We start from the raw sequence: 13,831 nt of genomic DNA, 5'->3' as shown, positions 1-13,831 counted from the left end.
CACACTGTTAGTTTGCTAACTATCAATATCGCATTGGTGGGGAAATTCAGTCAAGTTTTGAAAAAAATTGGGTTGCGTGCTTCAACTCAGCGTCTTTTCGCGTTTTCGTAGACGTCGCTTCGCTCGCGCTTACCCACGGCGACTACCGAGACAACCACCCGCTCTTCGATCACTTGGTAAACCAGTCGATAACCGGACGCTTTGAGTTTGATCTTGTAGCAATCAGGCATGCCGTGGAGCGAGTCAGCCGGAATACGGGGACGCTCAAGACGCTCAGCCAGCTTCTTTTTAAATTGATCACGCAACGTATGACCCAGTTTGTTCCACTCTTTGTGAGCGGAAGGCAGAAATTCGAGCTTATAGGTCATCCAGGCTTACCGGTATGGGAGTCTCGTGACTGCGAGAACGAACGATTTCTGCCAACTCGAGATCATCGAGCCGCTCCATCATGGCTTCGTAAACGTCAGCCGGCACCATGTAGCCCATGACCCGGTTGTGATTCAGGACAGCAACTGCTCCTCCGTGCGCGCCGTTTAGCACTGCGGAGGGGTTTTTCTTCAATTCAGAAACACTGACAGCCATATCGGCCAGAACACTTTGCATAATAAAAGACCTCAATTGAGGTCGTAATTCTGGTCTAAGGAAGCATTACTGGCAACCGGATGAGTTGATTCAGCTTACGAACGGCAAGCTGATAACTACCCCCGCCCCTTCCTCAACATCACATCCAACTGATCCACCACCTCCGCCCAATCCGCATCATCGAGAATTTCGTCCCGCAGGAAATCCGCCTGGCTCTCGCTCCAGAAAAACGCGTCGCACAGGTGCAGTTCGGGTTTGAGCGGGGAATGGGTGGCGATGAACTGGTCGATGCTGACCGGGTCGTTGTCCAGGCCGAGTTGCTTGAACAGGGATGGGAGGCTGTGCGTCGGGTTTTCCATGTCGGAACTCCTGCGAGATTTGTAGGGTGTGAAAGATTTTTCGCGAGCAAGCCCGCTCCACAGGTTTAGCGCAGGGCCTGTGGGAGCGGGCTTGCTCGCGATTGGCGTCGGCACAGACGCTAAAAAAGCTACTGACTCAACTCCCGCACCTGCGCATGCGGCACCATTTTCAGGAACTCGGGCATGCTCATGTGCAGCAGGTTGTTGTGGTTGCCGGCTTCCAGGTAGATGTCTTTCTGCCGGGTCAGCAGCGGGTCGATGACCATGTCCAGGCCATAGGAATCGCCCAGTGGCGGTACGGCGCCGCGTTCGCAGTCGTCGAAAATGTGCGCCAGATTGCTTTCGCGGGTGATTTGCCATTCGCCGCTGCTGCGCACCTTGCTCAAGTCCAGGTGTCGGCTGGCGGGCAGCACCGCCATCAGGTAGTGCCCGTGACGGTCGTCCAGGATCACCGATTTGGCCACCCGTTCTGCGGCAATCCCGGAGACCCGCGCCGTTTCCAGGCTGCTGGACGAGTGCGGGTGGGTGACGATGTCATATTCGCATTGCGCCCGGTTGAGGCTGCTCTGCACTTTCTTGGCCATACGCATGATGCACCTCGGTGCCCGCCGACGCTGCGCGGCGGACGGTAATGAAACGCTGTGGCTGTCCTTGAAAGTCTAGTCCGGCGAGCCGCGAGCACCGGGAAATCCGCCCACTGGCGGGGCAGGAGAATTGATCAAAATTCATCCAGCCACAGCCTCAACTAGACTGTAAGAACAACCCCTGACTCTCGCGGAGGGTCACGTGAACATCCGTTGCTGTGCGTTTGCCCTGGTGCTGCTGAGTGGAACGGTGGTTGCGGCAGACACCCCGTTTACCGCTGTCAGCCCGGTCGGTCTGTGGCTGATCACCCTGGGCATCGCGTTTCTGATCGCCGAAGCCGCGCTGCCCAACTACGGGGTGATCGGCCTCGGCGGCATCGTCATGTTCGTGATCGGCGCACTGATCCTGAGCAACGCCGAACTGCCGGTACCGATGATGATCGGCCTCGGCCTGGTCAGCGCCCTGTTGCTGATCGCGCTGCTGGTCCGCGCCCTGAAAACCCGACCGCGCCACCCGGTCAGCGGCGATGCCGGCCTGCTCGGCAGTGTCACGGCGGTGACGGTGGTGCAACCGGAAGACAGCCGCAACGGCTGGGTGCAATTACAAGGAGAACGCTGGCAGGTACTGAGCGCCACGCCGCTGCACACCGGGCAACCGGTGCGGGTGGTCGGACGCAAGGGCCTGTTGCTGCAAGTGGCCGCGACTGACGCGGCACCGCTCGGAGAGTGATCATGGGTCTGCAAATCGGTTTTGTCGCGCTGCTGCTGTTGCTGATCGCCCTGGCCGGCTCGACGTTCCGCATCCTGCGCGAATACGAACGCGGCGTGGTGTTCCAGCTCGGACGCTTCTGGCAGGTCAAAGGGCCGGGGCTGATCCTGCTGATTCCGGTGGTGCAGCAAATGGTCCGGGTCGATCTGCGCACCATCGTCCTCGACGTGCCGCCGCAGGACGTGATCACCCGCGACAACGTGTCGGTGAAGGTCAACGCGGTGCTGTACTTCCGCGTGCTCGATCCACAGAAAGCGATCATCCAGGTCGAAGACTTCCTCATGGCCACCAGCCAACTGGCCCAGACCACCCTGCGCGCGGTGCTCGGCAAACATGAGCTGGACGAACTGCTGGCCGAACGCGAACGCCTGAACATCGACATCCAGCAAGTGCTCGACGCCCAGACCGACGCCTGGGGAATCAAGGTCGCCAATGTCGAGATCAAGCACGTCGATCTCAACGAATCGATGGTGCGCGCCATCGCCAAGCAGGCCGAAGCCGAGCGGGAACGGCGAGCCAAGGTGATCCACGCCGAAGGCGAATTGCAGGCCTCGGAAAAACTCATGCAGGCCGCCGAAATGCTCGGTCGCCAGCCCGGCGCCATGCAACTGCGCTACATGCAGACCTTGAGTTCGATTGCCGGGGACAAGAGCTCGACCATCGTCTTTCCGTTGCCGATCGAACTGCTCAAGGGCATGGCAGATTTGTCAGGTAAATCCTGAGGCAAAAGCTCGCAGTCGGCAGCGGCGTCTATAGAGGTGCGGCTTTAGTCGAGTGGTGGCTGGGGGATGAACAGGCGTGCGTTGGCGCCGCCGGCATGGATTTCGGCGCCGGGCTGCCAGGTGGCGGGTAAGGGTGAGAATTCTTCCGCAGCGCCGAACGTCCCGACCAGCCAGACCCGTCCATGCCCCGGCAATTGTGCGAGGCTGTCCAGATAGACCTCGCGGCTCACCAGTGTGCCGAAGCCGTACTCATTCGGTTGTGTCGAACGGCCGTCCGCTGTCGGCGGAGTAAAGAGGCGCACCTGCGCACCGCTGCGGTCGTAATAGACGTAGCTCAAGTACCAGAGCATGTCGCTGGTGACGATACGATCGCCCGGCAGGAAATGCTGATTGACGTAATTCACCACGCGATCGAACTGATCATCGCTGTCGACGGTGGCGTTGTTGTTCACGCCGAGCAGTTCCACGCCGATCAGAGAGACCAACACCGCCAAAGCGAGCAACCGTGCGTGGCTGTACAAACGGTCAACGGCCAACGCCGCCAGCATCGGCAACCCCAGGGCGTACGCCGTCAAATAGCGCTCGACGAAGACCGGCGTGATGAACGACACCGCAAATACCAGCAGCAGCGGCAGTCCGGTGTACAGCGCCAACAGCATACTGCCGCGCGACACGCTGCGGTCGCGCATCACCGCGACAGCCGCCAGTGCCAGCAATGCCAGGGGCAACGCTGCGAACGTCAGCAGCGGTAACGTATCGCCATCGTCCTGAATCAACCACGACCAGATCATCGACGGCAGCGAACTCAAGGTGACGGCCGGCTCCCAGCCGACATCGCCGCCGGCCCTGAGCTGTTCCATGTGCTGCATCAAGTCGAGCAGATTGGGCAGCCAGGGCAGGTACAGCACGACGATGGCCAAGTTCGCCAGCCACCAGTTCCAGCGCTGGATATGGCGGAATCGATAACCGCGCTGTACGCGGATCGCGATCAGGTAGAGCCAGTGACACAAAACCGCGAGAACGGCGAAGTAGTGGGTGTAGAAGGCCGCGCTCATCAACAACGCGTAAATCACGAGATAGCGGTTTCGCTGGGGGCGCCTGATCCAGTAAACCAGCGCCAGGCTCGCGGCGAGCAACAGTCCTCCGAGCAACGCGTACATGCGCACTTCCTGGCTGTAGCGCACCGCTGTCGGCAGCAGCGCCAGCAACAGACCGGCGATGAAGGCGGCCCGGCGTGTGGCCAGGCGATCCACCAGCCAGACGCCCAACCCGACCGCCGCGATGCCGGCCAGCGCACTCAGGCAGCGGATCGCGAAGATGCCGTCACCGAACAGCTCGATCCAGCCATGCAGCAGTATGAAGTACAGCGGCGGATGCACATCGAAGGCCGCGTGCTTCCAGATTTCGCTCAACGGATAGCGCGCCAACAGCAGACTGGACCCTTCATCGCCCCAGATCGCCGCCGCCGTCAGGTCATAAAAACGCACGAACGCCGCCAGCGCGAGGATCGGCCACAGCCAATGATGTTTTACCCAGCGCACCCAGCGCAGACTGCCGAACCAGGAGCCGGGTGCGGCAAAGGGATCTTGCGTGTCGCCCATTGGCGTGACTCTGTTAACCGCCATTGTTTCCTCTTGCCGCGCCGTTGCGCCACGAGAGTATGACGCGCCAACCTGCTCATCACTTTAGGTCAGCCACAGCAGAATCGTCGACGCCGGCTGGCGCTTTCGCGACATCCGGCAACACGGCGGTCCGGTTCTCGTCTGGGTACACCGACTCCCATCCCCCACCCAGCGCCCGGTACAGCCCGACCATCGCCAGTGAAACGCCGGTGGAGCTTTCCACCCATTGTTCCTGGGTGGCGAGCAGTGCGCCTTGCACGGTGAGGACGTTGACGAAGTCGACCACGCCTTCGACGTATTGCTGTTGCGCAGTGCGCAGGGCGATCTGGTTCTGGCGCACGGCTTCGGCGAGGCTGTCGCGGCGGCGCTGGCTGGCGTTGTAGGCGGTCAGTTGGTCGTCGATTTCGTGCCAGGCGCGCAGGACGGTCTGTTGATAACCGATCGCCGCTTCCTGCTGCTGGGCTTCGCGCAGTTGCAGCATGCCGCGCAAGCGGCCGCCGTCGAACAGCGGCAGGCTGAACTGCGGGCCGATGCCGAAGGCGCGAGAGCCCCAGGAACCGAAATCGCTGAGTTGCATGGCTTGCGAGCCGAGGTTGCCGGACAGGGTGATGCGCGGATAGAAATCGCCCTTGGCCACGCCGATGTTGGCGGTGGCGGCATGCAACCGGGCTTCGGCCTGGCGAATGTCCGGGCGGCGTTCGGCCAGTTGCGACGGCAGGCCGATGGCGACGGTCAATGGCGACTGCGGCACCGGCGCGTCTGTGGATAACTCTTGAGCCAAGGCCTGTGGCGGTTCGCCCATCAACAGGCTGATGGCGTTGATCAGTTGCGCCTGACGTTGCTCCAGCGCTGGCAGCCGCGATTCAATGGCCGCCACTTGCGCGGCGGCTTCGGCGACGTCGAGATCGGTGGCCACGCCATCGTTAAGGCGCAGTTGCGAGAGCTTCAGGCTGTGCCGCGCCACGTCGAGGTTCTGCTCGGTGACCGCGCGGGTGTTCTGCACACCACGCAGCTGGATGTAGTTTTGCGCGGTGTCCGCGAGCACCGCCAGCAGCACACCGCGACGGTCGTTTTCCGCGACTTCGAGATTGGCATCGGCCGCTTCGGTTTCCCGGCGCACACGGCCCCAGAAATCCAGTTCCCAGGAGGCGGAAAAACCGGCATCCCACAGGTTGAAGGCGGAATCGCCATTGTGCCCGGACGGGTCGTTCAAGCCTTCGCCGCTGTTGCGTTTACGGGCGTAGCTGCCGGTGGCGGCGGTCGTCGGATAGCGGTCGGCGCTGATCACCTGACGGGCCGCGCGGCTTTGTTGCAGACGGCTGCTGGCCAGTTGCAGATCGAGGTTGCTGCGCAAGGCGCGCTGGGTCAGGGCCGAGAGCTGCGCGTCGTGAAAGACTTCCCACCAGCGCTCGTTCAACGGTTCGCTGACGGCCTGGCTGGGGGCACTTTTTGACGGTTTGGCCCACTCGGCAATCCGGGTGGTTTCGGGTTTCTGGAAGTCCGGGCCGACGGTGCACGCCGCCAACGCCGACAGACTCAGGACAACCGTCATGGACTGAAAGCGCTTCATCGCTGCGTCACCTCACGCACCGAGGTGGCCGAGCTTTCGGTGTCGATGCTCGCCTCTACCGACATCCCCACTCGCAGCCGTTCGGCCAGCGGCTGGCCCGGATCCAGCAGGACCTTCACCGGAATCCGCTGCACGACTTTGGTGAAGTTGCCGGTGGCGTTGTCCGGTTTGACCGCCGCGAAGGTCACGCCGGTAGCCGGGGCGATGCTCTCGACACGGCCGGTGAGGGCTTCGCCGCCGAGGCTGTCGACCCGCACGACCACGTCCTGCCCCGGCTGCACGTCGGTGAGCTGGGTTTCCTGGAAGTTGGCGACCACATAGGCCTGTTTCAGCGGCACCACCGCCAGCAGTTTGCTGCCCGGCGTCACATAGGCGCCGACCCGCACGGCGCGCTCGCCGATCATGCCGTCCTGGGGCGCGGTGATGCGCGTGTAGGACAGCTCGAAACTGGCGATTTCCAGCGCGGCCTGAGCGTGCTTCAAACTGCCTTCGGCGGCATCGCGCTGCGCCGTCAGAATCTCGACCTGCTTACGTTCCGCCGCCAGTTTCGCGGTGGCCGTGTCCAACCGCGCAGAAGCCTGATCAATCCGGGTGCGCGCCTGCTGCGCGTTCTGCACGGTGCCGGCACCGACGCCGGCCAAGTGGTTGTAGCGGTTCAATTCCTGCTGGGCGAAAGCCATTTCAGCCTTGGCCGAAACCACCGACGCCTGCGCCTGAGCGATCACCGAAGTTTGGCGCTCCAGCGTGGCCTTGGCGTTCTGCAATTGAGCGCGGGCCACCAGGGTTTGCGCATCGGCGGCTTCGGCGGCGGCGCGCAGGTCGCGGTCATCGATCAGCGCCAGCAATTGCCCGGCCTTGACCTGCTGGTTGTCTTCCACCAGCACCTCTTTGATGAATCCGGCCACACGCGGCACCACCAGGGTGAAGTCGGCAGAGACGAACGCATCGTTGGTGTTCTGCTGGGTGCGTTTGCCGAACAGGCCGGGCATCGCCAGATACACCAGCACACCAACCGCCAGCGCAGCGGCTACGGCCACCGCGAGTTTTTGCTTTGCTTGAGTCGTCATAAAAACCTTCTGTTCCAGTCAGGTCGGCGCGCGCGGCGGAAAGATCCGCGTCGGCAGCCAGAAAATCAGCAGGATCAGCGCCACCGCGACGCCGGCCATGCACAGATAAAGATCCGAGGAAGTCAGCACCACCGCCTGTTCGTGCAGACGATGGGCGAGGCCGGGGTCATTGCTTGCGGCCAGCGGTGAGTTGCCGAGGCGATCGACCAGCATCGTCGAATGAAAATGCAGGCGCGAAGTGGTCAGCGCTTCGATCACGCCGGTGGCGACCACCGCCGCCAAGCCTTTCACGGTGTTGAACCAGGCCGAGGCGAACGGCCCGTCCTGGGGCTGGATGCTGCCGGTCGACAACATCAACAGCGGCAGCACCGCCATCGGCTGGCCGAAAATCTGCAGCCATTGCAGGACGTAGAAATCGTCGCGAATCCATTCCGAGGTCAGCTGCGAGCCACCGAGGCATGACAGCGTCAACATGCTCAAACCGATGCCGAGCACCCAGCGGCAATCGACCCAGCGCAGGTTGCACAGCGCCGCCACCAGCGGCAGCGCGATCAACTGCGGCAACGCCGCGATCAGCATGATCGGCGCCGTCTGCACCGGCCGGTAACCCTGTACCTGAGCCAGATAACTGGATGGAATCAGCACCACCGCCAGCAGCACCACCAGCACACCGGCCAACGTCATCAGGGCGAACGACAGGTTGCGAATGCCGAGCATCTGCAACTTGAAAAACGGGATTGGCTGCGACCATTCATTGATCAGAAACGCCACCAGCAACAGCGAACCGGCGCCGAGTAAAGCGCAGATCAGGTTGGATTCGAACCAGTCCAGACGATTGCCCTGCAACAGGCCGATCACCAGCATGCAGATCGCCGGAAAGCCCAGCAGCAGGCCTTTCCAGTTGAACGACTTGAGGCGCTCCAGACGCAGCGGATCCTGTGGAATGCCCCACGCAACCATCGCCATGGCAATCAGGCACGGCACGATGATTTGCCAGAACGTCCATTGCCAGCCGACGTATTCGGTCCACAACCCCGCCAGCGGCGTGCCGAGACCGGGACCGAACGTCGCGGTCAGGGCGTAACCGGCCAGACCGTAAAGCTTGATGTTGGCCGGCAGGAATCGCAGCGCGACGGTCATCAGCATCGGCGGCAACGCGCCGCCAGCCAGGCCTTGCAGGATGCGCATCAGCAACAGGCTTTCGTAGTTCGGGGCGAACGGACAGAGCACCCCAAGCAGGGTGAACACGCCGATGGCGCACAGGGTGAAGCGACGCAGGGAAAAGGTCACCGAGCACCACGGCGCGAACGCCATGGCCGCCACCGAGGTCGCGGTGTAGCCGGCGACCAGCCAGGTGCCTTCGTCGTAGCCGATGCTCAGGGCGCCGCGAATGTCGGCCAGGGCGACCTTGGTCACCATCTCGTTGAGACCCGACACCAGCACCGCCAGCAGCACACCGACCAGACCGGTGATGATTCGCGCCCCGAACACCGGTGGCGCGGCTGCCATCGGAGCGGTTGCGGCGATCGGCGCCGTGACCGTCAGGGATGTCATGCAAGCAAACTCCGGAGGGAAAAATACCGGAGCATGTTAGTGGGGCTTAGTGCTGACGAAAATTGACTTATTGGCAGCTTATAAGTGCGCCAGACGCAATCGTCAGGGCTGTGCCGCCAGCCAGGTTTCGTCGCAGCAGGTCTTGAGGGTTTCACGCAGCCAGCGGTGGGCCGGATCCTTGTCGAAACGCGGGTGCCAGGCCTGGGTCAGCATCAGGGTCGGCAACGGGACCGGCAGATTGAACGAGCGCAGCTTCAAGCCCAGCCGCCGCACGCTGAGCAGCGCTTCCTTGGGCACCGGCAAAATCAGGTCGGAGTCCGGCAGGGCGAACATCGCCGCGTGGAAACTCGGCGCAATCACTGCCACCCGCCGCTCCAGCCCCAGGGCATTCAAAGCGGTGTCGATGGGCCCACGGGCGATGCCCCGGCGGGACATGCTGATGTGGGAAAAACCGGCGTAACGTTCGGCCGTGATCTCGCCATCCAGCAGCGGATGATCCTCGCGCACCAGACCGACAAAGTGGGTGGAAAACAGGTTCTGCACTTTGACTTCCGGCGTCACCGGGCGGGTGTTGCTCACGCTCAGATCGATCCGCCCTTCGCGCAGGGCTTCATCGTCACCGTCACCTTCGGGCACGAAGCGCAGCTCACAGTGCGGCGCCAGTTGATCGAGGGTGTCGAACAGCTTGCCGCCGTACACCCCGACGAAAAAATCGTTGGCACGAATGCTGAAACGCCGGCGCAACGTGCCCAGTTCCACGGCATCGGCCGAGCGAAACAGCAACGCCGCCTGCTCGACCACATCGCGCACCTGCTCGCGCAGTTCCAGGGCCTTGGGCGTCGGCACCAGACCGCGACCGGCGCGCACCAGAATCGGATCGCCAATGGCTTCGCGGATCCGCGTCAGCGTGCGGCTCATGGCCGCCGGGCTGAGGTTCATCCGCCGCGCGGCGCCGACCACGCTGCCCTCGTCGAGCAAAGCGTCGAGAGCAACCAACAGGTTCATGTCCGGGAGTTGCATGCTGAGCACTCGTGACCGATCAGGATTGATCTGGATGCAATGCTAGCAAACATACTTGAAATCGGTGGCGCATGAACCGACGTCTTCGCGAGCAAGCCCGCTCCCACAGGGGAAATGCATTTCAAAAGTGGGAGCGGGCTTGCTCGCGAAAGGGCCAGCCGCTTCCGCACACCTCTCAGCGCTGCATCCCCCAGCGCTTCACCGTCACCCGCTCCAGCGTGTCGAACACCAGGTTCTCCACCAGCAAACCGATGAGGATCACCACCGCCAGACCGGCGAATACTTTGTCGGTGTACAACTCATTGCGGTTCTGGAAGATGTACCAGCCCAAACCACCCTTACCGCTGGTGGCACCGAACACCAGCTCGGCGGCGATCAGGGTACGCCAGGCGAAGGCCCAGCCGATTTTCAGTCCGGCGAGGATTGATGGCAGCGCCGCCGGAATCAGGATGAACAGCACGAAGCGCATGCCCTTCAAGCCGTAGTTGCGCCCGGCCATGCGCAGGGTTTCCGAGACGCCGAGAAACCCGGCGTAAGTGTTCAGCGCCAGCGCCCACAGCACCGAATGCACCAGCACGAAAATCAGGCTGTTCTGGCCCAGCCCGAACCACAGCAACGCCAGCGGCAACAGGGCAATCGCCGGCAGCGGGTTGAACATCGAGGTCAGGGTGCTGAGCAAGTCCCGACCAACCTGGGTCGAAACCGCCAGCGTGGTCAGGGCGAAGGCCAGGACAATGCCGATCAGGTAACCCTTGATCAGCACCACCAGCGAGATCCACACCTTGCCCAGCAGTTCGCCGCTGAGCAGACCGTCATACAGCGCGTGACTGGTCTGCAAAAAGCTCGGCAGCAGCAGGTCGTTGTTCTGCACCCGGGCCACAACCTCCCAGAGCACGGCGAGCAAAATCAGGATCACGCTTTTGCGCAGCCAGCCCTGTTGCCACAGGCGCTGGCCCAGCGGCAGCTCGCGCTCCACCGGGACGCTGGTCAGCGGTTGCAGATCGTTTTCGAATTCTTGACGTACGGATGATGAATGGCTCATCGGGCAATCCTCCAGGCGGCTCAATAAGCGATGCGGATATCGGTGAAATCCAGTTCGCGCTCGGTTTCCGGCGACTGTCCTTCATCGAACAACAACCGATGAATGCGCCGCGCCGACTCCTGAAACGCCACACCGCCGAGGCTGTGCAAATCGTATTGATGACTGTGCACTTCCGCCCTCACCCGCCCCGGATGCGGCGACAACAGCAGGATCCGATTGCCCACCACCAGCGCTTCTTCAATCGAGTGGGTGACGAACAGCAAGGTGAACCGCACCTCCTCCCAGAGCAGCAGCAATTCCTCCTGCATCTTGCGCCGGGTCAGGGCATCCAGCGCGGCGAACGGCTCGTCCATCAGCAGGATTTTCGGCTGCATCGCCAGCGCCCGGGCAATCGCCACCCGCGCTTTCATGCCGCCGGACAAGGTGTGCGGGTAGGCATCGGCGAACGCCGCCAGACCGACTTTCTCCAGGTAATGCAGCGCACGCTCTTCAGCTTCCTTTTTCTTCAGCGTGCGCGAAGCCAGCAGCGGAAACATCACGTTCTGTTTGACGGTTTTCCACGGTGGCAGTTGATCGAACTCCTGAAACACCACGATCCGGTCCGGTCCCGGCGCGTCGACCCGCTGGCCCTGCAGACGGATCTCGCCCTCGCACGGTGCAATGAACCCGGCGACGGCTTTGAGCAAGGTGGATTTACCGCAGCCGGAAGGACCGAGCAGCACGAAGCGATCCTGTTGATCGACTTCGAAGCTGACCTGGTGGGTGGCCCGCACAACGCGTTGCGGCGTGCGGTATTCGAGGCTGACCTGGTCGACCGCCAGCAGCGCCTGCGCCGTGGCAATCGGGTTGCTGGCCGCGTGGCCTTGCAAAGGGGCGTTCATGTCGATCAGCTCCCCTGCAACGGTTTGGCGTCCTGGAAGAAGTAGTCCTTCCAAGATTCGGGTTTGTTCTTGATCGCGCCGACGCGGTAGAGGAATTCGGCGAGCGGGTAGGTGTTTTTCGGCGTGACGCTGAATTCGAATTGCGGGTTGTCGATGATTTTCAGCAACGCAGCGCGGTCGATCTTGGCCTTGGTCACGCGGATGTAAGTGTCGGCCGCCGCGCCTTTATCGTTCTGCGCAAACTGTGCGGCTTCGGTCAGCGCTTCGACGAATGCCTTGTAGGTTTTTGGGTTCTCGTTGCGGAATTTCTCGGTGGCGAACAGCACGGTCGGCGAGTTCGGGCCGAGCACGTCATAGGAATTAAGCACGACGTGGACGTTCGGATTCTCCAGCGCCTGATCCTGGAACGGCGGGTTGGAGAAATGCCCGGTCAGTTCGGTGCCGCCGGCGATCAATGCAGCAGTAGCGTCCGGGTGCGGAACGGCGATGGTGTATTTGTCGAGGCGATTGAATTCCTTGTCACCCCACTGTTTGGCCGCCGCGTATTGCAGGAAACGCGACTGCACGGAAACGCCCACCGCCGGCACCGCGATGCGGTCCTTCTCGGTGAAGTCGGCGATGGTTTTGACCTTGGGATTGTTGCTCACCAGGTAGTACGGGAAGTTGCCCAGCGAGGCCACGGCTTTGACGTTCTGCTTGCCGTGGGTGCGATCCCAGATCGTCAGCAACGGCCCGACACCGGCGCCGGCAATGTCGATGGAGCCGGAGAGCAACGCATCGTTGACCGCCGCGCCGCCGGACAGCTGGGTCCAGTCGACCTTGATGTCGAGGCCTTCCTGCTTGCCGTACTTCTCGATCAGTCCCTGATCGCGCACCACGTTGAGCAACAGATAAACAATGCCGAACTGCTCGGCGATGCGGATTTCACCTTCGGCGTGGGCCACAGTCGGCGCCACCAGGCTACCGGCGATCAGGCTGAAACCGAGGCCGATGGCCGCTGCCAGCGGCGCGAATGGAAGACGTTTGGACATGATCGGATCTCCGGCAAATCAGAAAGGCGCGTCGCCCTGAATGGTGGTGCGATACAACTTGCGGCGCAGGTGCGCAGGGCAACCGGCGGCAAGGTGGATCAGCGAGCGGTTGTCCCAGAACACCAGATCGTGGGGTTGCCATTGATGGCGGTAGATGTTCTGCGGCAGCACGCTGTGGGCGTAGAGCTCGTCGAGCAGTTGTTTGCTCTCGTCCTCCGGCAGACCGACGATGCGGGTGGTGAAGCCTTCGCTGACGAACAACGCCTTGCGGCCGTTTTCCGGATGGGTGCGGACCACCGGGTGCACGACCTCGGCGACCTGGGCCAGTTGCTCCGGGGTCAGGGTCGGGCGCCAGTTGCCTTCGAATTTGGTTTCGCTGTAGCGCGCGGTGTAGGAATGCGCAGCCGAGCGGCCTTCAACGGCTTTGCGCAGCGCGTCGGGCAGGCTGTCCCAGGCTTTGTGCATGTCGGCGAACAGGGTGTCGCCGCCTTCAGACGGCAGCTCTTGGGCGTGCAGCATCGAGCCAAGGCTCGGCAGCTCTTTATAGGAAAGGTCCGAGTGCCAGAACTTGCCGGCATCGCCGAGGCCGATGTTCTGGCCGTTTTCGACGATGTTGGAAACGATGAGGATTTCCGGGTGATTGGCCAGCAGGAACTGCTTGAGCACGTGGATCTGCAACACGCCGAAGCGGCGGCTGAAGTCGATCTGCTGTTGCGGGGTGATGCGCTGGTCGCGGAACACCACGACGTGGTGATCGAGGTGCGCGCGGTGGATGCGGGCGAAGTCTTCGTCGTTGACCGGACGGGTCAGGTCGAGGCCGATGATCTCGGCGCCGACGGCACCGCTGAACGGGCGGACTTCGAAGGTTTGCGGCGCGGCAGTCGCGGCGCTTGGGGTAGCAGTAGCTGCGGACATCAATCAATCTCCCACGCACGGCGCGCTCGATGGCGCGCGCGTCGATCAGAAACTCACGCTGAATTGCGTGTTGGTTCGTGTCGTGCGGCGCGCCGATTGGTCGGCAGGTACGC

At 62.4% G+C, this 13,831-nt stretch carries 15 protein-coding genes; 2 read left to right on the top strand and 13 right to left on the bottom strand.

The window, feature by feature from the left end; genetic code table 11:
* Positions 1 to 86 precede the first annotated feature (86 nt).
* The 4 genes from K3819_RS00795 to K3819_RS00780 all read right to left on the bottom strand — a co-directional run bounded on the left by K3819_RS00795 (position 87) and on the right by K3819_RS00780 (position 1,531).
* On the bottom strand, positions 87 to 368 hold the full coding sequence (locus K3819_RS00795; protein WP_039773012.1) for a type II toxin-antitoxin system RelE/ParE family toxin: 282 nt from the start codon (positions 366 to 368) through the stop codon (positions 87 to 89).
* Positions 358 to 603, bottom strand: coding sequence for a type II toxin-antitoxin system Phd/YefM family antitoxin (locus tag K3819_RS00790; protein WP_039773014.1), 246 nt, complete (start codon positions 601 to 603; stop codon positions 358 to 360). Before K3819_RS00790 ends, K3819_RS00795 begins: the two co-directional genes overlap by 11 nt.
* A gap of 95 nt (positions 604 to 698) precedes the next feature.
* Entirely contained in the window at positions 699 to 941 is a 243-nt protein-coding gene (locus K3819_RS00785) for a DUF2789 domain-containing protein (protein ID WP_221398451.1), read from the bottom strand.
* A gap of 128 nt (positions 942 to 1,069) precedes the next feature.
* Positions 1,070 to 1,531 carry an aminoacyl-tRNA deacylase gene (locus K3819_RS00780; protein WP_007957669.1) on the bottom strand — a complete coding sequence of 154 codons (462 nt, stop codon included), beginning with the start codon at positions 1,529 to 1,531 and terminating at the stop codon, positions 1,070 to 1,072.
* Positions 1,532 to 1,727: 196 nt separating this feature from the next.
* On the opposite strand from K3819_RS00780, the gene K3819_RS00775 reads away from it, so the two are divergent.
* A complete protein-coding gene (locus K3819_RS00775) occupies positions 1,728 to 2,255 on the top strand; it encodes an NfeD family protein (protein ID WP_221398450.1) in 528 nt (175 codons plus the stop codon).
* Positions 2,256 to 2,257: 2 nt separating this feature from the next.
* Positions 2,258 to 3,016 (top strand): slipin family protein, encoded by a 759-nt coding sequence (locus K3819_RS00770; RefSeq protein WP_039773021.1) that lies wholly within the window; start codon positions 2,258 to 2,260, stop codon positions 3,014 to 3,016.
* Between the two features lie 44 nt (positions 3,017 to 3,060).
* On the opposite strand, the gene K3819_RS00765 is transcribed toward K3819_RS00770, so the two are convergent.
* From K3819_RS00765 to K3819_RS00725, 9 genes are all read right to left on the bottom strand, one after another.
* Positions 3,061 to 4,641, bottom strand: a complete 1,581-nt coding sequence (locus K3819_RS00765; RefSeq protein WP_085613327.1) for a glycosyltransferase family 39 protein — start codon at positions 4,639 to 4,641, stop codon at positions 3,061 to 3,063.
* A 55-nt stretch (positions 4,642 to 4,696) separates the two neighbouring features.
* Positions 4,697 to 6,208 carry an efflux transporter outer membrane subunit gene (locus K3819_RS00760; RefSeq protein WP_260329025.1) on the bottom strand — a complete coding sequence of 504 codons (1,512 nt, stop codon included), beginning with the start codon at positions 6,206 to 6,208 and terminating at the stop codon, positions 4,697 to 4,699.
* Positions 6,205 to 7,275 (bottom strand): HlyD family secretion protein, encoded by a 1,071-nt coding sequence (locus K3819_RS00755; protein WP_085613328.1) that lies wholly within the window; start codon positions 7,273 to 7,275, stop codon positions 6,205 to 6,207. Before K3819_RS00755 ends, K3819_RS00760 begins: the two co-directional genes overlap by 4 nt.
* A gap of 18 nt (positions 7,276 to 7,293) precedes the next feature.
* Positions 7,294 to 8,829 (bottom strand): MFS transporter, encoded by a 1,536-nt coding sequence (locus tag K3819_RS00750; RefSeq protein ID WP_221398449.1) that lies wholly within the window; start codon positions 8,827 to 8,829, stop codon positions 7,294 to 7,296.
* A gap of 102 nt (positions 8,830 to 8,931) precedes the next feature.
* Positions 8,932 to 9,849, bottom strand: a complete 918-nt coding sequence (locus K3819_RS00745; protein ID WP_039773030.1) for a LysR family transcriptional regulator — start codon at positions 9,847 to 9,849, stop codon at positions 8,932 to 8,934.
* A 175-nt stretch (positions 9,850 to 10,024) separates the two neighbouring features.
* Positions 10,025 to 10,891, bottom strand: coding sequence for an ABC transporter permease (locus K3819_RS00740; RefSeq protein WP_011331855.1), 867 nt, complete (start codon positions 10,889 to 10,891; stop codon positions 10,025 to 10,027).
* Between the two features lie 20 nt (positions 10,892 to 10,911).
* Complete coding sequence (locus tag K3819_RS00735) at positions 10,912 to 11,772, bottom strand: ABC transporter ATP-binding protein (protein ID WP_007957720.1); 861 nt, start codon at positions 11,770 to 11,772, stop codon at positions 10,912 to 10,914.
* Between the two features lie 5 nt (positions 11,773 to 11,777).
* On the bottom strand, positions 11,778 to 12,803 hold the full coding sequence (locus tag K3819_RS00730; RefSeq protein WP_007957722.1) for an ABC transporter substrate-binding protein: 1,026 nt from the start codon (positions 12,801 to 12,803) through the stop codon (positions 11,778 to 11,780).
* An 18-nt stretch (positions 12,804 to 12,821) separates the two neighbouring features.
* Positions 12,822 to 13,718 (bottom strand): TauD/TfdA family dioxygenase, encoded by an 897-nt coding sequence (locus tag K3819_RS00725; RefSeq protein WP_039773033.1) that lies wholly within the window; start codon positions 13,716 to 13,718, stop codon positions 12,822 to 12,824.
* Between the last annotated feature and the right edge of the window lie 113 nt (positions 13,719 to 13,831).

Source organism: Pseudomonas sp. 3-2, assembly GCF_019710535.1.
Taxonomy (GTDB): domain Bacteria; phylum Pseudomonadota; class Gammaproteobacteria; order Pseudomonadales; family Pseudomonadaceae; genus Aquipseudomonas; species Aquipseudomonas pharyngis.
The sequence above is the reverse complement of the archived record's forward strand: the minus strand, read 5'-3'. Positions and strand labels throughout refer to the sequence as shown.

Bases quoted from the DNA above. Each gene is read 5' to 3' on its own strand.
- K3819_RS00765 (WP_085613327.1), bottom strand. From the start codon at position 4,641: ATGGCGGTTAACAGAGTCACGCCAATGGGCGACACGCAAGATCCCTTT.
- K3819_RS00785 (WP_221398451.1), bottom strand. From the start codon at position 941: ATGGAAAACCCGACGCACAGCCTCCCATCCCTGTTCAAGCAACTCGGC.
- K3819_RS00790 (WP_039773014.1), bottom strand. From the start codon at position 603: ATGCAAAGTGTTCTGGCCGATATGGCTGTCAGTGTTTCTGAATTGAAG.
- K3819_RS00745 (WP_039773030.1), bottom strand. From the start codon at position 9,849: ATGCAACTCCCGGACATGAACCTGTTGGTTGCTCTCGACGCTTTGCTC.
- K3819_RS00750 (WP_221398449.1), bottom strand. From the start codon at position 8,829: ATGACATCCCTGACGGTCACGGCGCCGATCGCCGCAACCGCTCCGATG.
- K3819_RS00740 (WP_011331855.1), bottom strand. From the start codon at position 10,891: ATGAGCCATTCATCATCCGTACGTCAAGAATTCGAAAACGATCTGCAA.
- K3819_RS00760 (WP_260329025.1), bottom strand. From the start codon at position 6,208: ATGAAGCGCTTTCAGTCCATGACGGTTGTCCTGAGTCTGTCGGCGTTG.
- K3819_RS00755 (WP_085613328.1), bottom strand. From the start codon at position 7,275: ATGACGACTCAAGCAAAGCAAAAACTCGCGGTGGCCGTAGCCGCTGCG.
- K3819_RS00725 (WP_039773033.1), bottom strand. From the start codon at position 13,718: ATGTCCGCAGCTACTGCTACCCCAAGCGCCGCGACTGCCGCGCCGCAA.
- K3819_RS00735 (WP_007957720.1), bottom strand. From the start codon at position 11,772: ATGAACGCCCCTTTGCAAGGCCACGCGGCCAGCAACCCGATTGCCACG.
- K3819_RS00780 (WP_007957669.1), bottom strand. From the start codon at position 1,531: ATGCGTATGGCCAAGAAAGTGCAGAGCAGCCTCAACCGGGCGCAATGC.
- K3819_RS00730 (WP_007957722.1), bottom strand. From the start codon at position 12,803: ATGTCCAAACGTCTTCCATTCGCGCCGCTGGCAGCGGCCATCGGCCTC.
- K3819_RS00795 (WP_039773012.1), bottom strand. From the start codon at position 368: ATGACCTATAAGCTCGAATTTCTGCCTTCCGCTCACAAAGAGTGGAAC.
- K3819_RS00770 (WP_039773021.1), top strand. From the start codon at position 2,258: ATGGGTCTGCAAATCGGTTTTGTCGCGCTGCTGCTGTTGCTGATCGCC.